Annotated in this window: 13 protein-coding genes; 1 reads left to right on the plus strand and 12 read right to left on the minus strand. The window is 38.7% G+C overall.

Annotation, left to right across the window (positions count from 1 at the left end):
* Window positions 1–116 precede the first annotated feature (116 nt).
* The 4 genes from QFZ87_RS15760 to queC form a co-directional block, all read right to left on the minus strand.
* Complete coding sequence (locus tag QFZ87_RS15760; protein ID WP_309867909.1) at window positions 117–653, minus strand: VUT family protein; 537 nt, start codon at window positions 651–653, stop codon at window positions 117–119.
* A gap of 542 nt (window positions 654–1,195) precedes the next feature.
* Window positions 1,196–1,924 carry a 7-carboxy-7-deazaguanine synthase QueE gene (gene queE / locus QFZ87_RS15765; protein ID WP_309863124.1) on the minus strand — a complete coding sequence of 243 codons (729 nt, stop codon included), beginning with the start codon at window positions 1,922–1,924 and terminating at the stop codon, window positions 1,196–1,198.
* The gene (queD, locus tag QFZ87_RS15770; protein WP_309863127.1) at window positions 1,917–2,399 is read right to left on the minus strand and encodes a 6-carboxytetrahydropterin synthase QueD; all 483 of its coding nucleotides are present in this window, start codon (window positions 2,397–2,399) and stop codon (window positions 1,917–1,919) included. Before queD ends, queE begins: the two co-directional genes overlap by 8 nt.
* Before the next feature lie 3 nt (window positions 2,400–2,402).
* The gene (queC, locus tag QFZ87_RS15775) at window positions 2,403–3,065 is read right to left on the minus strand and encodes a 7-cyano-7-deazaguanine synthase QueC (RefSeq protein WP_309863131.1); all 663 of its coding nucleotides are present in this window, start codon (window positions 3,063–3,065) and stop codon (window positions 2,403–2,405) included.
* Between the two features lie 568 nt (window positions 3,066–3,633).
* On the opposite strand from queC, the gene QFZ87_RS15780 reads away from it, so the two are divergent.
* Window positions 3,634–4,782, plus strand: coding sequence for a hypothetical protein (locus QFZ87_RS15780; protein ID WP_309863134.1), 1,149 nt, complete (start codon window positions 3,634–3,636; stop codon window positions 4,780–4,782).
* Window positions 4,783–5,109: 327 nt separating this feature from the next.
* Here QFZ87_RS15780 and QFZ87_RS15785 read toward each other — a convergent pair whose 3' ends face one another.
* The 8 genes from QFZ87_RS15785 to QFZ87_RS15820 form a co-directional block, all read right to left on the minus strand.
* Window positions 5,110–7,356 (minus strand): UvrD-helicase domain-containing protein, encoded by a 2,247-nt coding sequence (locus tag QFZ87_RS15785; protein WP_309863136.1) that lies wholly within the window; start codon window positions 7,354–7,356, stop codon window positions 5,110–5,112.
* The gene (locus QFZ87_RS15790; RefSeq protein ID WP_309863139.1) at window positions 7,353–10,202 is read right to left on the minus strand and encodes a PD-(D/E)XK nuclease family protein; all 2,850 of its coding nucleotides are present in this window, start codon (window positions 10,200–10,202) and stop codon (window positions 7,353–7,355) included. The genes QFZ87_RS15785 and QFZ87_RS15790 overlap by 4 nt, the downstream gene beginning before the upstream one ends.
* Before the next feature lie 350 nt (window positions 10,203–10,552).
* Window positions 10,553–12,805 (minus strand): protein DpdD, encoded by a 2,253-nt coding sequence (gene dpdD / locus QFZ87_RS15795; protein ID WP_309863142.1) that lies wholly within the window; start codon window positions 12,803–12,805, stop codon window positions 10,553–10,555.
* Window positions 12,802–13,308 (minus strand): phospholipase D-like domain-containing protein DpdK, encoded by a 507-nt coding sequence (gene dpdK / locus QFZ87_RS15800; protein WP_309863145.1) that lies wholly within the window; start codon window positions 13,306–13,308, stop codon window positions 12,802–12,804. The genes dpdD and dpdK overlap by 4 nt, the downstream gene beginning before the upstream one ends.
* Window positions 13,301–17,761: a protein DpdJ gene (dpdJ, locus tag QFZ87_RS15805; protein ID WP_309863149.1), complete on the minus strand. Its 4,461-nt coding sequence runs from the start codon at window positions 17,759–17,761 to the stop codon at window positions 13,301–13,303. Before dpdJ ends, dpdK begins: the two co-directional genes overlap by 8 nt.
* Before the next feature lie 14 nt (window positions 17,762–17,775).
* Window positions 17,776–18,432: a hypothetical protein gene (locus QFZ87_RS15810; RefSeq protein ID WP_309863152.1), complete on the minus strand. Its 657-nt coding sequence runs from the start codon at window positions 18,430–18,432 to the stop codon at window positions 17,776–17,778.
* Window positions 18,419–21,643 carry a P-loop domain-containing protein gene (locus tag QFZ87_RS15815; RefSeq protein ID WP_309863155.1) on the minus strand — a complete coding sequence of 1,075 codons (3,225 nt, stop codon included), beginning with the start codon at window positions 21,641–21,643 and terminating at the stop codon, window positions 18,419–18,421. Before QFZ87_RS15815 ends, QFZ87_RS15810 begins: the two co-directional genes overlap by 14 nt.
* Window positions 21,644–21,646: 3 nt before the next feature.
* A complete protein-coding gene (locus QFZ87_RS15820; protein WP_309863158.1) occupies window positions 21,647–22,444 on the minus strand; it encodes a hypothetical protein in 798 nt (265 codons plus the stop codon).
* Between the last annotated feature and the right edge of the window lie 44 nt (window positions 22,445–22,488).

Consider the following 22,488-nt stretch of genomic DNA (forward strand, 5'->3'; position numbering starts at 1 on the left):
ACCACTGCTTTTAAAACACTATTTTTCCATTAAACAACAATATATTTGCAAGATTGATAAAAATCATATAAAAAAGCTCCAAACTCATTTTCGGATGAGTTTGGAACTTTCCTTTCTTAATTAGATACTGTATTTTTTGCCATATGGTTGGTTTGGTGAATGACCAATGCTGCAACTCCTTGGATTATTGTCTTAACAATGACTTGACCTAAAATTGCTGCTGGAACAGCTTCCCATGGAAGGAAGTTTGCCCCCAACGGGCTTAGACCAATTACAACAAAAATCGCAGAATCTAGTAAACCACCGACGATCCCACTATATAGAACCCGTAAACTCATTGGCAGGTTTAACCTTGTATAAATCTCGGTATCTGTTGTTTCAGCAATCGCAAATGAGATTGCCGATGCCAATACAATGATTAATGTGTCTCCCAATAAAGCGGATACTATTGCCGATAATACTAGTGCAGTTCCGATAAACATATAGGTTTTCTTTCTTCCGTATTTATTTTGAACCAAATCACGGAAGATAAAAGTTGCCCCTATTAATAATGTACCCATAGGTACAATAAAGACTCCTAGTTGTAATGGAGCGATAGCCGCAGTTAAAACGTTGGCTGCTACTATTGAAATTAAATAAAGAAGAATTCTCATTTTCAAACCTACTTTCTAATTTTCTACTAATCACCTAAAATGTTTAAAAGAATGAAAAAATGCTAAATTTCCCAATAAAAGGATGATACACAAAGTTATGATGAAGCACCTGCTGGAATAATTACTACGTTTGCAATTGAGAGTTAAAACAAAATAGAAAATTCCTCTTAAATGTATCACCTCATTCTTAATATAAGAACAGAAGTAATATCACCGATGAGAACATTTGTTCTTAATTTAATTTTACTTCAAAAATTTATATTTGTAAAATTTAATGAGGTGTTTCGGCTAAAAATAATTAAAATAATTTTTAACTGAGTATTTTATTTGTAAATTAATAAAAAAGGCTTTATTCGAGTAGTACTATCTGAATTCCCCTCAAATTGCGGTGGTAATAGTTTTTGCCCCAGGTTTCACCAAATGCATCTAATAATAAGCGTACATCTTCCTCTATTTTTGAACGATTGGTGTATGATACTTGCTTCCTACCTTTTGTTTAGTTATTTATGCTCATATGTGAAGGTAGTTGTATAATGTGACCACTAAACACCACGCTTATTTCCCCAAATATAGGTGTGTAGTTGTGGGAGCACTTTCACGTTTTTTAGCTCATTATCTAACATCACTTTATCTATCAACCATTCATATTTGTGCAATAACTGATTTACAAGCTGTTGGTTATCACTGGATTTAATATCATCATTACCAACTTGAAGGAAAAATGGAGTGTCGTGATATCGAAGATGAACCTTCTTTGCATAATCGTAATCCTGATCATCAAATACAACAACCTTCAAACTAACATGATTATTAGACTTTGTTATCTTTAGCTTTTGGATAATAGTGTCAAGAGTAGCAAAATCGGTATGCATTTCAGAACTTGGAGGTTTGGGCGAAATTGTTAATTCATCAATATCAAAAAACCAATCCTGCCACTTACTTCCCTGTGTTTCTAGACCAATTTTTATATTATTTTCTTTAAGTTGATTCACTAAATAACTGAGATTCTTTAATAATGCTGGATTTCCACCCGATATAGTAACAAAAGAAAAACCATCTCCACCAAGAGAAATAAGTTCTTTCCATATTTCATCTGCGTCCATTTGCTTAATTAGATCTTTTCCAGACCCGTCCCATGTGAAAGCAGAATCACACCATGAACAAGAATAATCACAGCCGGCTGTCCTAACAAACATCGTTTTTTGCCCGATGACCATTCCTTCACCTTGAATGGTGGGTCCAAAAATCTCCATTACAGGTATTTTAGTCAATTTCCATCCACTCCCTTCTTACTTCTGCATAACTTGTAGGAGTTTCATAGAGGCGGACAAATTCAACTCTTGCCCCTATATATTGTTTCTGTCGGTCTTCGTTATTTAGTGATTCCTTCATTTTTTCATATACCCAGACCACCATGTTTTCTGCTGTTGTATTCATTGGTGGAAGTGTCTCATTCAAATATCTATGATCAAGATAAATTTCAATTTCATTTTTCCAAATATCTTTTATATCACCAAAATCAATCATTAAACCACGGTCATCCAAAAATCCACTTATACCAAAAATTACTTTATAAGTATGACCATGTAAATTCATACATTTCCCATCATAAGCGTGTAAATGATGGGCAGCATCAAAAGTAAATTCCTTACTTACTAATACTCTCTTGTTGTGATATTTTAATTGATCTCGATAAATATCTTTGTCAATTTTTTGCAGTTCATCGACAATTCGAAACCCGAACATATATTATCGCTCCTTTCGAACTTTTAAATATTCCTCAAGACCATTTTGACGCAATTTGCAAGCAGGACACTCTCCACATCCATCTGCTATGATTCCGTTGTAACATGTTAATGTTTTTTCACGGACATATTCAAAAGCCTCTAATTCATCTGCTAATGCCCATGTTTCTGCTTTATTTAACCACATCAACGGGGTATGAATGACAAATTGGTCATCCATAGACAGATTTAGCGTTACATTCAATGATTTAATAAAGACATCCCTACAATCTGGGTAGCCGCTAAAATCCGTTTCACAAACTCCGGTAATTAGATGCTTGGCACCAATCTGTCTTGCTAACACACCAGCAAAAGTTAAAAATAATAAGTTTCTACCTGGAACGAAAGTGGATGGAAGTTCCCCTTCCCCGCCATCGGTAACTTCGATATTTGAACGAGTTAATGCATTCGGAGCCAGTTGATTTAACAACGACATGTCTAAGATATGGTGCCTGACACCAAGTTCATTCGCAATATTCTTTGCACATTCGATTTCAAGACTGTGCCTTTGATTGTAGTCGAATGTAACCACTTCTACTTCTTTAAAGTTTTTTAGAGCCCAAAATAAACAAGTGGTGCTATCCTGTCCACCACTAAACACAACAATTGCTTTTTCATCTTTTAGCATATTAAGGAAAACCCCCTTCAAAATAGAAAAAACAGCACCCCAAGATAGAAGTACTGCTTCATCTTAGTTTTTTTACCGAGGGGTGCTAGAACCTCCACCGCTAGAAGCGGATTTTTATATTATTGATGAAGTTATTTTACTACTTCCTGCGAAATTTGTCGACAGTTTCTGCATAATTCATTTTCTATGATGATTAATGCTCTGATGAAAGTTAATTTTTTAGCTTTCACTTACTAATTGTTTTTTACTTTCAATATACTTATTATAATGGAATAACACATGTTCGCTAATTCCTGTTGCTTGAGCAACCATGGGAATTAAATGAGTATCGGATTTTTCTATTAGTTTCGAGTTCCATAGGCAGGTTCATTTTCTTTCACTATGCAAAATTCAAGAAACTCTTCTTCTATGCGGCAAACTTCTGCAAGCGCTTGTAAATTTTTATCCAATAATTTAAACATTAAAATTACATTAGGCTGCCGGTATTCTACTTATGACAAATCAATATCCTTTACTGCTTTAATATTAAATATCATCCATTTTTTTATTACTACTGGGGGCTGTTTACATGACCGAAACTTTCAGAATCCTGGCTTTAGAGGATTTAGATGAACAAAATATTGAGGAACTAGCAAGGATCTTAAAAATAAAAACCCCTCAAATTAATTGGGTAGTCTCAGAAGAAAAGTTAGGTAATTATCATGATGAACTTGAAGTTCAAAAATGCATAAAGGTACCGAAGTCACAGTATGAAGGTGCAGATTATATTTATCGAATCATGACCGGAGATAAGGGTTATCATTTGGATCCTGATCCATATCTAGAAGAATTACGAGTAATAACTGACCGTTTATCAGATGTATGTTCAGATTCCGTTGATGAAGATGAGTTTGAGGAATACCTGACAAATATGGGTCGCATACTACTTGAATTTTATTCTTATGGAATGAAATTGCCGAAAGCGGTGAATCTTTACTTTGAAGTGGAACAAAAATTGCCACGAGACCATTTTCCTAATGATTTGTTTTTTCCAATAAAGTTTTTCGAAGAGGAACATATTTTTCAAAATAATATCAACTTTATCTTAAAAGAGACTTCTAAATTTGATCAATATCTTGACCATGACCCCGAGATGAATGCTGCCGGAGTGGTACATGAGATTTATCGTTCCTTTCATTCGATGGATGGATGGGGAAAGAGAATTTTGGAGACGATTAATCTGATCCATCAGATGAAATCGATTATCTTCCTTAGTAATTCAGAATTGGTTCAAGGATCACCGAAAGTAACGAATATTAAAAAAGAAGCTGCCAAATGGGTAAAAGAACGAATTGCTATTAATGGTCTATTACAAAGAGTCTTATTTGACCATCCAATCTATTCTTTTCCTATTGTGGGATTTGCGGATGAACCTGAAGTTTTTGTTCAATCTACCTTTGAAGGCATTGCAATTGGATACCATTCCATCGAATGGCACGGACACTATCCAGAACCGATAACTATTACAAAACATCAAGTAAATTGGGAGACCCTAGAGCAAGTTTCACATGAGGAACAAGAAAATATGGTTCTCGATGCATTATTGAAAACAATTAATTCTCGTAAAAGGCAATATAAAACATGCCAATTCTGCGGGGAGTTTACTTCACGAGAATATCGGTTTAATAACCGGACATGTCATATTTGTGCGACAAAACATTTTCATTTGATTTATTAAATTTCTCAGAATAATAATTGTTTTAAATAAAACAAGGGACTAACCGCAACCAGGTTAGTCCTCTTTAGAAATTATATTGCAAACCCTTTTTTGTTTAGTCTCAAGTACTTTCATAAATATAAACCGTTATTATTCCATGGCTGAAAGACTTGAGTACAAAGAAAAAACAGCACCTCTTAGATAAGAAGTACCGCTTCGTCCTAGTTTTTTTACCGAGGGTGCTAGAATCTCCACCGCAGGACGCGGATTTTTATTCATGTGATAATCTTATTCTACTATTTTTTTCTTCATACTTTCGACAATTTTCGCTCTGCCCATTCTACCTTTTTAACTAGTCCCCAATCTTAATTTTTTGGGCATAGATCGAAATGCTGGCATTACTTCATCTTTCCATGACCAGAATTCAGGACTTGATTGCCTGCTGCTTCCACCACTTGTAAAAACTACCGCATTTTTCGCCCTTGTGACGGCAACATATAATACACGTGCCTCTTCTTCTAGCAAATCCTTTTTGTATCGTTTCACACGCTCTGTAAACTCGGAGGATTGACCAACATCTCCCTGTAATTTCACATCGAGCCCCTCACCTGGAAATGCAAAGAATGGAGGGATATTGCGGTCACTTGTTAATGGTCTTTGTAATTCTGGAATGAATACGATAGGGTACTCCAAGCCTTTTGCTGAGTGAATGGTAGATAAGATGACGGCATCTTTCTTTTCCGCCTCTTCGCCAATATCTGCTTCGTCCATTTCTTCCTCCGCCAGAATCGCTAATTGCAAGCGGTCCGTAAACTGCTGCAGTGTCAAAGCTTCAGAATTCATCAAATCTCTAGACCACATGACGAGTTTTTCAAGATTGGCCACCGCTTGATAGTCTTCCACTTTTGTATACCATTCACGAATTTTAGTAAATTCAAGCAAATTCATTAACAGCTGCGGTACTAAATCGATTTTTGACCGCTTGCGGATTTCCATCATCCCATTGTACCAGGTGCGAACCCTCTCATCAGATGCCAACCAATCACATAATGGATCACTATCCTGATCATAGTTCCTTAAGGTGTAGTCATGGGGTTGAATAGGTAGGTATGGAGTTTGTAACAGTAAATCGAGTGCCACATCATTGGGATACCTTAGGATCGCTTGCAACATATAGTAAAAACCAACAATTTCTGGTTTTTGAAAAAACTTACCGCCTGCTTCGATGACAAAGGGAATGTCCCGATTGGCTAATTCTTTTGCATAATTCATTAACTGTTGATTGGACCTGAACAACATACAGATATCGCGATATTGGATGAATCTTGGCTCGTGTTTATCATCGATGTCGATTATCTGTTGATCTACTAATCGGGTTACATATGTGATGGTTTTTGCTATTCGTTCCGGTAATTTAGCTTTTTCAGCAAACACATAGTGGAATGGCGTTAATGAATCTCTCGGGCTTCTTTGTGATGCATGCCCTTCTAATAATTCCGCCATAATTTCATACCTGGTACTCATCGTTTGAAACAAATGGTTTTGAGCCTCTAATAACGGTGCGGTAGGTCTTCTTGAGACAGATAATACGAGTGGCTTTTCCATTCCGCTTTCCTTGGCCAGATTGGTAAGGACCGAATCATCCGCACCGCGCCATCCATATATTGCTTGTTTACGGTCACCCACAACCAAAATACCCATTAAAGCAGGGATTAATTGGTCAAGGATGCGCTTTTGAATTTTGTCGGTATCCTGGAATTCGTCCACGAACACATATTTAAAGCGCTTTATTAATAGGTGGAGAATGTGATCCCCATATTTCTCCATCACATTTGCCGTAATCATTAACAAATCGGTAGTATCGACCCCGCCGCTATTTTTCTTGAGAGAGCTATATTGTTCATCTAATTTTTTCAAAAAGGTTACGATGGCTTTTCTAAGATAATGACCATCATCTTCTTGCTGCTGTAGTGTTTCTTCAAGAACATCCTTCATTTCACGCCCTTTATTTCTCAAGGCTTCATAAATGGTTTCCAGGAAAGCTCTCATTTCATATGGTGGCCAATTCAGGTCATTAAACAAAACCGACAAATCCTTATCATTCATAGCAAAATTCATCGTGTCCCTCATCGACTCCAGAAAATATCTTCTGGCCGTCAACACTTCCGTTTCATGGGGAATACGCTCCTCATAGCCAAATGTTCTGAGAAGCATCGAGCAAAAGGAATGAATCGTTCCAATAAAACAGGAGGCTAATCGTTCCGTTTGCTCAAACCAAAAAGCTGTTTTAGCCTCGTTTTTTTCATCAATGGCTTGTTTTAATCGTTCCTCTAGCTTTTCACCTAGACGGTTCCGCATTTCATCGGCAGCGGCATTGGTAAATGTAATTAACGCAAAGTCATCGATTTTCACTTCATGATTGATATCAAGGATATGGAGAACGGTCGCAATCATTGTATGGGTTTTCCCTGTTCCTGCTCCTGCTGAAACCACCGTCACCTTGTGAGCCAACACATGGTCGACTACTTTTACCTGCTGGAGGGTTAATGGCTGCCCACCGCGAACCAAATCCTCATTTACTTTATTCAGGTTCAATAGTAAGTCCCCTCCATTTCTACACCTAAGCATTCTGTTCGTACCGGACAAACTTTGCAATGGTCACCAATATTAGCAGGGAACTTGTTATTCCAAATATCCTCTATCCAATGCCCGATTCGTTCTTTAGACTGCAGATAATGCTGATACCTTGATTCTTGAAAATTATTTCGATTCTGCTTACCTTCTGCTAAGACTCCATCGGCGGTCTTACTCCACCATTGTCTTGCTTCATAAAGCGATGAAAATAACCATTCTTCTTCCTCTACATTTCGCTCCTCTTCGTCGTTCTGTTCCACTTTCTTCCCAGGGAGCAGCCATTCGGATGTTGAAATACTGTCTAATAAGGGCTTATGAATAAACCCAGAAACCAAAAAAATTGGAAAATCGATTTCAATCTTGACCAGATGTTGAGAATTCTTATCCATAATTAAATCAAAGGTTTTCTTCTGCCCTTTTTCAAAATGGACGGGATAATCCTTGGAATTCACTGCGTAATATTTCATTTGCTTTTCAACTTGTTGTTTGATTCCATGCCAGGTCACATTATCAAAGGAAAGAAATAATTTTTTCACTTCCTGTTCCACATGTGTCATAGCTCGGCAAAACAACCCATAGACCGCATCAACACCTTCCGTTTTACGGTTTGCACCATAATAACGAGCGAGTGCCTCAAATGTTTTATTCATCCAAACGCCCTGGGCGAAAACCTCTAATTGCCAATCATTCCGATACTGTTTCGCTTCTGGATGCCGAATTTCTAAGCTATACCGGAGGGGACATAAGCCATACTGAACTAAATCCGTCAAAAGAAATTTCTTTTTTCGGTGCGGTGTACGATGAAAACTTGGGACAAATTCAGGTGCCAGGCTGGCATCTATTAAATCTCTCGTTGTCGGATTGGATATTTTTTGATTTAACAATCGTGCCATCTCGCTAATGTAAGCACTAGGTTGCAACACTTTATCGCCGTCATTCCGGCTAGATGTCATGATTAAATGTTCAGTCGCTGCCCTAACAACCGTCAAAAACATATAGCGTTCTTTTTGCAAATGTTCTTCCCGTTCATCGGTGAAAAATGGCCAGGTCATTGGCAATTTTGCTGGTACATGTTGATTATCCACCCCAAGATAAAGTATCGCCTTTCGTTCCATGCCGTCGATTCCTTCTGGAGTGGTAATCCATAGCAGGTTTTCACCAGGAAAAGGCTCATTTGTTCCGTCCTCGTCTTGATCGTCAGGTTGTTGATTCACGAGGGCATGGAGTGCTTCCCCAAATTCCGATGGTGTAATGTCTAAGGCATAAAGGCTCTTTAATTCTTCAAAAACTTCCTGGATTTTCACTAAGACATCTTGTTCATATTGGCGGATATTCTCTACTTCTAAACGTTTCAATTCATCTTGCAATACTCGAATGTGTTTTGCGATTCCGCCTTTTTTTGCTTGAAATAGCCTTGAGCAAATTTCTTCTAGAATGTTGATGGTTTTTCGCCAGTGTGCAATATTTTCGCTTGTAACTGAATGAATGGGCATTCGGCTTGATAATGTTGTTTGGTCTTCCTTGATGGCTTTCTCTAGTTCATTGAACGCGATCATCCAATCTTGCTTTGATTCACAATGCAGGAAAAACTGATGTTTGATTGCTCGGAACGAGATGGTTGAATCCTGGATCGAGGCACCTAGCCAACCAGAGGAAAGCACGGTTTCGAATTGTTCATTTTGAATACTGAGATGATTGTCTTTCCAACTATCGTAAAGTGTTAAAATAAACCTCCCGACTGGTGTCAATAGTAATAATCTCGGTGATGTTTTAATTTTTACAGGGATGGTATTTCCATTGTCGTCAAGGTAGGTTAATCCTGAGGAATGGAGAAAATCCTGAAGTTTTTCTTTGAATTCATGTAACCGTCTCACGACTATGGCAACTTCATTCGGTTTATAGCGGCCATCAAACCATGTTTTTAATGTTGCAATAAATGATAAAATTTCGCGGTCTCTTGTTGGAAAATTGATCAGTTCCACCGATTGGTCGGTGCAATCTTTTACTTGAAACGGTTTACCGAAAAGGTTTTGCTGTAAATAGTGTAAATCTTCCTTCGTGGAAACCGGCGCGTTTTTCCAATGGGTATGGGTTGAAATCAATAGGTCTTTAAAATAAGTGGTTTCAATTCGCTCATATCCATGGCTTTGCTCATGATGATAAGGAACGATAAATACGACTTCACGTCCGAACTTATTGCATACTTCCACAAAATACTTTTGCAGTGGTGTTAAAAACGTGAAGCCTTCCATGATAATGAGAGGTTTTACGTATTCGACTAAATAAGGAAGTCGCGAGCGTGTTTCCTTTTCAAATAAACATTTATTATTTAGGAGAAATTCGCGATCATACTCCTGCTGAAGCTGTTGTAAAAGTTGGCCGACAAATGGGTTAACCAATTGTTTTTCCAAAGGGTCTGGAAATGTTTTGTTTAGATCGTGCCCATCGGCAGCAAGGTCGGCCAATGCCTTCACCCATGAGGATACATCCTGACGTAATACTTTTTTCAACACTTCATCCTTTTCGGCCACTTTCTGTATCGATCTTCGAATCATCGTTTTCTCTTCACCGCGGGAGGCAATCGTTGCAGCACCGCCAATCCATTCCCTTAGTAATTGATGAAATACAGCGATGGGTTTCTTTTCTTGTTGAGGAATCTGGTGTGCAGGTAATAGTTGCTCATTAGCGCGTTCTTGTTCTAATGCCTTCGTTGCAACAATATATAGATATTCTCTTTTTTCAATTATTTTCGTTCGGATTTGCGCCGCATCCGGCCGCTTTCCTTCGTATGTTATGAGCTTTAGCAAGCAGTTTCACCATCCATGTCGACATTCATAATATCATTATAGCAAAAAAATGGTAGCGCAAAACTTACTATTGCAAAAAATAGAAAAACTCAAAAAAAAGTCACATAGAGTAAATCCTATGTGACCGAAATGCATTGGGTTTTATGAAAATGGTAACATAGAATGGCTCTATGTTACCGAAGTGATTGAATTTTTATGAAAGTGGTAACGTAAAGGGCTCCTATGTTACCCGATATTCTTCGGAATTCAAAATAGTGGCCACATAGAGTGCTTCTATGTGACCGTATATAGCTAAAAATCATAAAATGGTAACATAGACCACCGTCGAATCTTGGAAAGTTACCCCTCCATTAAACCGCAACCACGCTACTAAAATGCTTCTCAATCTCCGCCACGATACTTGATGTCCCTGATGAACTCGGGTAAACTGGGCCACTATTTAAATATGGTGTTATCCCGTAAAAGAGTGCATGTTTCATCGCGGTTGTGACGAGCACGACGACATCTGAATTGCTGGCCAAACTTTTGGCTTGTGTCGTCAAATGGGTATCGAGATTGATGCGAATCTTCAACTTTGGATTTCGCTTCATCAGTTGCTCGGCCGCACGCTTGGCGGAATTTTCCCTTAAGGTAAAGATCACAATTGACCCCCCCGGTGCGCTTGCAATCTCATCTTCCTCGGCATCCTCTTCTTTCACAAGGTCACGAACCGTGTTAATGAGGAATACCTCGCCGCCAATGTTTTCCCCGAGATTAATCCAGTCATGAATTTCTGTAGGAGACACTTGCGCAATTCCATTTAGGAGAGTAGATGTCCATTGATTCCAGACATTTCGCAGCTGCTCCAAGTCTTGACCGTAATCGTAAAATAACTCCAGTGTAAATAATAGGTTTGGAATCATGATCTTCATTGGCGTAACGTCATACCATTCCCGAGCCCATCCCCAATACTTATTGATTTCGAGCATATTTAACTGCAGCAATCCTTCTAGAAGTCGATTGAGGTAACTAGTATTGATTTTGTTTTTATTCAGGTGAAGCAATAGTAATTCGACTGCAAACCCGTATAAATCGGCTGTCATCGTACGTGGGAACTCTTTATCACGCGTTAGTTCCGAAATAAATACCGTGATACCTTCCTTTAGTACAGAAGATTTTTTCGAATCAAATGTTGTCATATATACTTCTTCCATTAAACTTCCCAATTCAGCGATCATCGAAGGAGACCAAACGAAGACTGGGAGTTTTTCCTCATCGTATAAAACATCAAACAAATGATCGAGCGACCCACTTTGCTCTTCCAGCACCTTTTGAAACCAATGATTCCACGTATACTTTATGTCTTCTTGACGTGGTTTTTTCTGGATTCCTTCATTGGCCATTTTAATAAACTGAATGTATTTCTTCGTATGGCTGTCTGCTACTAGTTCATCTTGTGCTGTTTGTGGCAAGTCTAATAGTAATTGGTATGCCTCTTTTTGGACATCGCTTGAAAAAGTTTCAAACCCAATCACCGCCATCATTCCTACTTTTTCTTTCGAGAGACTGCAAGCTTGAAGCGCTAAATAGGCATCATCAATTTGACCATTTAACAGGAACTCTTTTGCTCGCTCTTCAGGAGAAAGAGTTGGTTTTACCGGTGGTTCTACTGAAACCTCAAACCTTGTTTCTAAAAATGTGATTAGCGCCAACGTGTCTTCTAATTCGATTTGATTTTTGATAAAGTTCAATTTTTCACGGTTTTGTTCAAAGGTTGCTTCATACGCAAAGATCCGTAAAATATGGTCTTCTGCAATTCCTAGGTGGGTATCTAGTAACAATCTCAGTTGGAACCGATTGACCTTAAAGTTCTCGTAGCTTGATTCGAAATGGCATTCAATTTCAAAATCAGCAAGTTTAACAAAGTAAAAGGCCGTTAACAATGAAACCTTTACGTCCTTCGGAATTCGCTGGAGACCTGAAAGTGCTTCGTATTCCTTCCAATGCCAAATGTCTTTCCATTTGTTTTGCGCGGACAATAATTCGACTTGAAGAAATAGAAAATTTTCATCGGAAACGTAATGTCCTTCACGGATGACGCCGAGAGTTTTCTCCGCTTCGCCCCACTCTTTCAGTTCAAGCTGTTGGCGAAATTTGCTCCTTAGTGTATAGGCATTGATCACCGATTCTTGCCAGATAATCACCGGTTTTCGATCCGCGACGGTCAACCAGAGTTTTAACGAATCCCAGATCGCTACTTCTTTCTCGACGGGTGTCATAAACATATAATAGCCATTTGGAAAAACTTCACCGCCTAATCTGCCTAATTCAGAGGCTTGTCTGCTAAACAAGCGCTTTTGGTCTTGTTCATCGCTTCGATAGGCAAAAATGAATTTTTTCAATGATGCGTAATCAATCGTAAGTTTTTGCTCATCACCTTGTAAACAAAGCCAAAGGATTTCATTTTTCATTGGGAATGGAAGGATAGCCGTTTCTCCATTTGCATACCGGTTGATCATTTCTTGGCAGACAGGATGGTCAACAAACAACTCATGGTTGATTTCAGTTACTTTATATTTGGACCCGTTCGCTTTTAATAAAAACCGAATAAAATCTGTCTTCATATCGCATCCGCCTCCTCCCATCGCTGCCGAAAGGCAATTAGCGCTTCATTCACTTCAGACTGTTTCGATGTCGTACGGATGCTTTCTTTATTTAAATAAATCCCACTGTAGGTAAAATTCATTGATCCATGAACAAATACATTATTGGTGACCAAACCCTTATCATGATTTTGCTCCAGTTTGCGGAAATCCACCTGGTGGTATAGGGATTCAATTAACGGCTTGGTCTCTTCCCGCTCATGGTCACAGATAATCCGAACAGATATCCCTTTCCAGGCAAGCGTGGATAGGATATCTGATAAATAAATGGTTTTCGACTTGATCATTGGAAACACATCGGTATATTGATTATGCCGGTTTTCAATTAACGGTGAGTTACTTAAAAACGGTGAAATCAAATAGAGTTCCTTACTTGGGTTCATGGCTTCGGCAACAAATAGGGACACAAGATAATCGCGCAGTACATTACTTCCTCCAAAGGAACGAATGATTCGATTAGACATAGGACACCTCTCTAACGCTCACATCATAATACCAATTGTCGCCATTGTTCGTGACCCGCTCTAAGAATGGATAGTACAATTGGAATTTGAATTCGATTGGGGTATGGAACAGACGGAACAATTCTGCTTGTAACCCGTTTCGATCCGTTGTGGAGACTACAACTCGCAAACGTTTCTCCGATTCCAGTGTCTTTGTTGCATTTGCAAGAAAATCCCCACTTGGATAGTGATGGATTTCATGTGTCGGTTTCACTAATGCCCGTAATAACAGCCTCGAAGGTTTCAAGAACGATTGATAGGGGCTATATAAATTCAAACATTCCGGGCAGGAATCTTGACAATCATGTAGTAAAAAAGACTCAAGGAATAAAAAGGTTTGCTTATCTGCGCTTAATTGCAGATTCACAGCTTGCATTAGAACCTTCAATTTACTAGCGATTTCATCCCGGCGTAAACTTGCCACTGAAAATACATTAGGAGAAATTTGAAATTGTAAACGTTCTTGCTCACTCTCCCAGAAAACATGAATTTCTTTCATAAACTGGTCAGTTTGGTAGGAGCGATTACTACGGAAAAATTTGCCCGACATCCCGATAATTAAATCTCGTTTCGGTGGGATTCCCAACTGGTCGAGTACCGCCTGCAATTGAGTCAAGTACCCCTGTTGAACTTCAAGCCTTTGTTCCAACCGGATTTTTTCAATTAAAGAAGACAGTTGTTCTTTTTCAATATGGTTCAGGACAGATTTAAGCGAAGAAGCAATTGTATTTCTTGGACAATGGTTGATATTGCTTGAAAAGAGTTCTTCAAAAAGTGATGGGTTATGCTTTAGCGATGAAACGATTTTCGTGATAATACCTAACCCACCTGATTCTGTCTCGGATATCCAAATACTGTTTTCCACTACATCTACGTTCGTATCTTCTGTGTTCACATCTGGCAGCATTTCTTCAAGCGCTGCTTTAATTGTCGCGGCAACGGAATCGATAATCGTTAACTTCATCCACTGATGAAATTGCTCATTCTTCGTTAAATCTCCTTCAAGTGTTTCTAAATGCACTAAAATTCGATTCATTAAGGAGGAGTCTGCAATGAAATCTTGCAGCGTTTTCTTCACCTTTGTATCATCGGTTGTCCCGCTATTATCTTCATCCGTGACAATCGTGGTGAGGAAAATTGCTTCTAAGGTCCGGTTGGAAATCCTGACAAGATCCCGCTTATATTCCTTAATGGCTTCCGGAAGGGTCACATTTTTACTGATACTTATCGCGGTGACCGATGATAGAACAATTTGCAGAAGCCATTGTCGTTGAAAGACATTTACTCTATCGGAAACTTTCAAGTCATTTTTCAACAAATAATCGAAGAAATCCGGCTTCGATATTGAAAAGATTTGTTGTCCCAGTGTTGACTCTATTAACTCCAAGGTGTTTACACTCTGGACATCAAAGCGAATTCCATCGACATAGCGTTGAAAACCTATTGCACAATCTCTTCCTTGGTGAACGAATTTACAATCGAAAGGCGTTTCCTCACCTTTAGTCGTTTTCTTGACGCCTTCAGCCTTAATTGCATATCGCGTCATTTTGATTGAATTATGTTCATCACTTGTAAAGTACTCAATTTGGTCAAATACTTCTTTTAAGGCACTTTGGATCGGAAAATCAATACTGTTTTGCGCTGTACGCTGGATTGGCTGGATGTCTAAATTCCAATTGTACCTGCCACTTGAGCGATCTGAAATATCATGCGGGATGGTGTCAAGCGTGATAGAAGTCGGTTCATATACAGCAATGGTTTGCTGATCATGCTCAACGTTCTCAATCCAATGGGAATTCATCCGCTCTGATTTAACCTCGATACCTTCCTCACTTACTGGAAGCCAATGCGCTTCCTTAACTCGATAAGCATTCACGTAGCGTTTAGAAACATTCCCTGGGGCAAACTCCATCATTCCTGAAACAAGCGGTTGGTAACTAACTTTCTCTGCTTTTGGAATATGTAAGGCTAGTTCTGAAATATCCAGTGAGGAAAATAACGTCCTCGGGATGTAACCAATCAATGGATTATTGGAGCGTTCTTCCTCTGGGATAAATGAAAACTGTTCTTTTAATTGGGCATAAATCGTTGGCAAAACATCAAAGAAGATCGACCGTGGTTCGCTCCAGGCAATCCGTTTAATCGTTTCTTCATCCACCTGAAGTGAATTCTTCCAATAATCGATAAGATCCCGGTCGTGTCCTTCCATTACATCGCGAATACTGGATAAGATAATATCCGAATAGTTTCGATTCCGAATATTCCCTTTGGCGCTTAATTTATCACGAACATCCAATCGCTTCGACTGTTTATATAGACGGTCCATTAACCATTCCATAAACGAGAATACCATTTGAATCCGAAGAATGTTTGAATTTTGGATCGGAAGATACATTTCATTTAAATTTGGTTGGAAATATAATTCTGGGTAATCATAGACAAAGCGATCGCGCCCGTAGGCAGAAGAAACGACAACCATCCATGGTCTCATCCCTCGAACACGGCCGGCACGGCCTTTCCTTTGCAAAAAGGAGGCTAAATTCCTCGGTGCTTTGTGCTGGATAACAGCGCCTACTTTTGGATCGTTGTACCCTACCTCTAAGGTACTGGTGGCAATGACAAGTTTAGCATTTTCATTTACCCCTTTATGTTGAGAAGAAGTAATATCCACCTGCATCGGTTGCTGTAATGATTTTGGATCAATTCTCGCTGGTGTAACCCAGATTTGACCTGTTTTCGATCGTTCAGTAAACGTGTTGGTTAATACATTTCTTTTCATCAGCGATATGAGTTCGCCTTCATCACGAAACTTACTGAGATTATTTTTACCCTCAGCTTCTAATTCAATATGAAACCAGCGATTGATGACATCCAGTTTATCGGTAAACCCAAATAATTTAGAGCCAATCGCACCTTTTGAGACATCCTTATCAATCGGGTCCAACATCCGTCCCAGTAACATGGCAGTTTGAACAGAAGTTGATAAAAGCGCTGCAGCGGAAAATGGATCTCCACGAACCACTAAATTATACTCAACACCTTCTGATACTAAATCGCGCTCGGACGGTGTAATGTATTCAATATATCTTTCTTCTAAACCAGCCAATTGCGAGAAGAAGGTACTTGGATTGGACAGAGTAGCCGAGAGACCGACAAACTGAATCCCGCGATATGGATTGAATTGTTTCAATAAATATTTTAATCTTCGTAGTAAATAAGCTACATGTGCCCCGGTTACACCTTCGTATACGTGGACCTCATCTAAGAGAATAAACAGCGGCGGGCGTGATGAATACACTCCAAACAAATCATTTTCATATGAATTTGGCAGTTTTCTGTTAATCATCTCCGTTGTGGTAAATAAGATATCAGGTGCTGTTTTGTTCATTCTATTCCGCGTGAGGACAATATTTTCCTCACCTATAACCATGTTGCATTCCGAACAGTGTAACCGTTCAGTTTCTTCCTCCACGTCTTCATCAAGCCAAATCATCGGACTGGAACATTTCGGGCAGCCAAAAAAAGGAGATTCATACCCACCCTTTGTTTTTTTCCATTGGCGGTCTTTGTGTGAGTGGACATCTGAAGCCCGCTGCGGGGTGTCTCCATATAGACCGCCAATTGTCAACGGTCGAATCCCAAGGTCACTACAGAGAGAATTTAATGTTAAGATTTCTGACAGTGCTTCACGATATTGGTCCTTTAACAATTCCACGCGTGGATATAGACCGATTACTTTGGTCCAAGTCGATGGGTCCTTCGACAATGTCTCAATAAGAGCAGCAAATGCTGGTATGTAAAACGATTTAGTTTTCCCAGACCCTGTCCCTGCTCCGATCACTGTTCCTGAATCAAACTTACTTCTTGATTGATTTAAGATTCGGGATAAGGAATCCAATTGAAATTGTGAGAGTAATAATTCTCCGCCCTTAAGCAATTTTGAGACGACTTTTCTATGTATATGGGATATACCGATAACTGAATTTAGTTTTTCATTAATGACATCTAATGGGATATCACGCCGTGGGTATTTTCGATACGTGAGCATTGGCTTAATATTACTGACCAAATTTTTTCCTGATTGCCAATCTTCATGGGTAAAGCGCTGTTTTAATAAATATAGCAAACGGATCGTGTCAGCAAATCGTGACCGATATAAGCCTTGATTTAATAGAAATAGTAGCTTTCTTTCCACTAAATTATTGATGACAGCCATGGCATAATCTTCTGTTAATTCCTGTTCTTCAACCAATTCTTCTAAAAAAGAAGTAGGTGGCCGACGCAGAAGAGTTCGAACTTCTTCTACTGCGTCAATGCCGCCCCCAATAAAACCCCATTCAAGTAATTGGTTTTCTTTCAACTCAATTTGCGTTAAGATTTCCTCGGCAAGAATGTCAAAATCAGGTCGCTTCATTCTAGGAATTCTCCTTACTTGAATTTAATCACTAATTTGTTCGTCAGTTGTTTCGTGCGTAGCCAGTTGATGACTTCATCTGTCAAATCTTCTAATGTTGCTTGATTCGCTGCCACTCTAGTTATAAAATCTTGAACACCTGTACTCGCATTCATTTCGGAAATCACTTTATTGGCACTGTTAAAATGATCATTGTAGCGGTTTATTGTTGCTGGTGTTACTGGCCATTTTTTTTCAAATGTTTTTAATTCCGAGATTAATTGCCTGATTTCCTGCTTGTTCTCTACGATGTTTTGCAGGCTCTCAAGTAGACCGATGATATCTTTATTTTTATTGCCGATATAGAAAGTCCACTTCATTTTTAGGTCGTCATCAAGACTTTTGAAAAGTCTTGAAAACCCCATTAATTCATCGCGATTCATCGTTTGAAGACCCGTTTTCAATAAGGATTCTAACCTTTTAATCTCATAAGAAAAATCCTTCTTTTGGAAAGCTTCTGCATCCATTTGATGCAGTGCATGGTAACTTCCTAATGTGCCCTTAATTTTATTGATCTCCGTTTTTGCCGTCTGGCTAAAAAGGTTGACCTTGCGGGCTTGACGAAGTTGGTAATCAATTTCTCGATAATCTTCAAAGGTTTTCCGTGCTTCGGCAATTTTATTTAACAGCATGATTGACACTCCTTTCATGCAGTTCAGAAATAAACTCTTTTATGGTATTCAATTCACTCTTTACCTCGTTAAGCGGGTCACTTGAATAGGAGGAATACTCCGTCTTAAAAGTGGTCATTTTCCGTTTCTTGTCAGCACTTTTCTCCTCCATCAACTTATTGAAATTGTCTAAGACTCGGTAGAATGGCAGTACTTCAAGAGATGGATTATTGGATAATGCCACTAATTGCTCCATCGATGAATCTGATTGGGCAAGTTCCTGTAAGGTGTGTATTTTGGCAACGATTTGTCCGTAATCCAAAATGTTTTGCGATAATACCTCGAATTGGGAGGCAGGAAATGGCTCCTGAATTTCCATCAAGTAATCTAATAGACCTTTCATTTCCTTGACGGTGTTCTCCACGATTTCTACAGTTACTTTGTCCCCCAATAGAGGAGTAAACTTTTCGATCACACTTGTAGAGTGCTTTAATTCCTCATTTATGGCTTTTTCTAAACGATCTCCGGATTGAAGTTTCGAAACGATGTTAACCGATGTATACCAACTGCTCGACCCTTTCGGTATATCTTTAAGATTTAATTCAAAGTCCCTTTCCTTTAATCGGTTAATCGTACCAATCATGTCATAGACATCATAGAAAAAGGTTGAAGCAGATCCAGCCCTTTTCACTTCACCTTGAAGTTCATTGAAATATCTTTTGAATAGATCTGTATGTTCAAGGTTTAAGTAATTGGTTGTTGTGATCCAAGGGTGACTATGTTGCTGTAATTGATCGTTTTTCTTGCCCTTTACTAATTTCAGATAAATGTCCTCAGCTGTTTTTTCATCACCTGTAAATCCATTCATGAGTGAAGTAGTATAAAATTCAGCGGCAATCACATAGTCTTCCATTTCCCAATGATCCCCCGTGTAATCATAAGGTTTTTTCAAGAAAGAAAAGATGTTTTGTTTTTCGAGTTCAATCCATGTGTGCAGTGATAAAAGCGCCATTTGTGAACTGGCAAAATTCCAACTTCCCTTTCCTTCGAATTTATATTGGGCAAGGGCTTCTAGTGCATATCTCAAAACATCACTTCTTTTAAACATAAGAGCGCTCTCTTGATTGATGCGGACATTTTTTGTTTGTCCCTCAATTAAGACATAGCTATTGGTTAGGAAATCTTTGACAATCAGAGTAGAAATTCCTTCGGCTTCTAAATCCCAATGAATATATTCACGAATAAACTCTAATACATCCCCAATCATCCAAGTGTTCGTCAGCGGCCCGCCTTTTACCCATTTCTCGAGTTCACTTACCGCTTCATCCAATTCTGGATTTGAAGGTTCAACAGTCACAGTTGGTTCGACTGGTGGATTAACCGGCGGTGACACTGGTTCAATTGGTGGTACTGGCGAAACTGGTGGTTTCTTTCTATCAATCGGCGTAATACCTGTGCGTTCTCCAGGTGGTTTAACGTCTCGACCTGGTAGAGTTGGCGGAGTAATATTGGTTCCACCTTGTGCGGATCCTTGTATTCCTTCCACTGGCTCTAGACCAAACGCGGAAAATACATCCTCTTCCAATCCGCCAACGACATTCTTTCCGTTGATTACCTGGTGATTTAAGGTCCCGTTACCCCAAATCCGGAAAAGTGTTTGGTAACGGTCGTTTAAGTGAGAGGGAACGATTCTTTTTAATACTCGGTCTGTCGCAGAATCTTTCCAGTTTGGAACCTTCTTAAAATCGGCAATCACCTTATCAATCTCTGGCGGGAATTCCCCTTTTGGCCCGTCAATTGTGTATTTTTGTATGTATTGTAGTAATACAGTTTGTAAGAAATTACGTGGTGTTTGCGGTTCTAAATTGGAATAGAAGTTCCACAAAGCCGCTTTCGTAAAAGGAAAGATCGATAATTCTAAGTTTCCTTCAATATTAACATTAGCCCATTCGTGCTTTTTAAAGATGGTTGCCACAGGGAAATCATCCAATGGATAGCCATTATTCTTCCACTCTTTGATTTCGGCGTCGGCTAAATAAACCGCATTGATGTAGCGAGCTGCAAGTTCCGCACTCTCATCTTCATCTTGAATCACGACATGATCAATTTCAATATGACTGGTAATCCGATCTTTGATATTTCCCGGCATCGAAGTCTTGTAATAACCATTTGTAATCCCTACGATTGAAATCAATCGGCAAAGGGTATCATTTTCTTTATGATCGGTGATTAGGACCTCGACTAGATCTTTATCCACACCCGTGAAAGAAGTAATATCTTCAATAAATAAGGTTAAATTCTTATTTTCTTTCTTTAACTCTTGGCGTAAAAGGGTAAAAATATCCTTTAAATCCGTTCCCCTTAAACTGAGACATTCTTGAACGACTTTATCTAGAAATTGATTTAAATAGGCAGCGAGACGTTCACGAAATTCTTCAACTTCTTCCTGCTCCTCTGGATTTGTTGATTCTTGAATATCCCCTATTAGTCGAAGCGCTCTTTTACTAATATCCGTTTTTTTCAATTCTTGGGCCTGAGCAGATGTTATGTAGAAGTCATTCGCCACAAAATGAGGGTCTACGTCATTCATGACTGCATTATTAACCCCGGTTGCTAACTTTTTTTGAATTCGGTCAATTGGACCATTTTCATGTAATAATAGAGCGCGGGTTTCTTGGCTGGATAGGTAGTCATGTAGGTTATTTCGCTTATTTGGCTTCAGTTTTACATCATGTGAATCATCATCCTCTTGGACCGCCACCATGAAATGGGCAAGGATAATATTTTTTAAGTGTTGATTATCCAAATGCTCATTGGCATCTATTAATTTTTTTAGACGATGGGAGGTTTCATGATTTTGAATGACTTGGGAATTAATGATTTGCTGTAAGGCACCTTTTAACGTACTTTGCATCCGTGAAATAAAAATAACCGCTTCATTTTTTGCATCATTTTCATAATGTTCTTTGATCCAGCGGATTAAATGGGATTTTCCTGAACCATTGTCCCCTTTGACGACATGGAACTGGTGCTTCTCACGGTTATCATTGATAATCTGATAAAGTTCGTTCTCATGAAAATACTCTTGGCCACTTAAAAATAGGCCTTTGCTCAACATTTTTATTGTTTTGAATGGTTTATGCGTTAACATGAAGTAATCTTTATCAACTGTTATCGCATTAATTTGAAAGACATCAGAGAGTTTCTGTTTATATTGTTTACTATCCATCATCTATCAACCTTTCACCATGATTTCGGTTACTTGATTCGGTATTTCATGCAATGGAACATCTTGCAAGTACCATATGTCTTCAACGTCACGAGTATTTTTTAAAGTAATGACCTTTAAGTCATGTAACGTCCTTAAACCAAGTGATAACGCATATGATAGTTGTTGACTTGTAAACTGATCATTAAATTCAAGATTTAATTTCCCGCCATCCAACTCAGGACAGTTTTCACCCAACCATTTCATAAACTTTCTAAATGGAATAAATTCATTTCTTTCAATTTCTTTATCATTTTCAATCATGCGTTGAATTCTCCTGGCTGGATTCGCGACAAACTTTGCATCCATAGTATGTCCAAGACCAAAATAATTTGCCCAGGTTACCCAAGCAGTTATATTATCTTTATTAAATTCATTCATCTCTTGATATTTCTTTGTTACCTCATTAAAGAAGCGTTCAGCTAATTCATCTTTTGATTCATTCATGGCTTTCTCGCTTCTTGATAGAATCCAGGCGGAAAATCGGCCAAAAATAAAATCGGTGTTATGGAATGCCTTACGTGTTAAATAATGCTCAAATCGCTTATTGTCCGTAACATCCTCTTCTGGAACGTTCAAAGATGCGACATTCTTATCTACTTTAATTAATCCGCCATTTTTGGCAAGATTAATGACTTCATGTGCTTGATTTTTATCAGGAGAATTTGGCTGTACGAACTCCTTAACTGTTTCTATTGGGTATGAACCTAAAAGTAAAAATTTGCATAATGCCTGCACCCGTCCAGGTGTCTGCATGTTTTTCATCCTGTTATCAAATGGCATATTCCACCATCCTTTCTTTTTTTCAA

This window comes from Bacillus sp. SLBN-46 (assembly GCF_031453555.1).
Classification (GTDB): Bacteria; Bacillota; Bacilli; order Bacillales; family Cytobacillaceae; genus Neobacillus.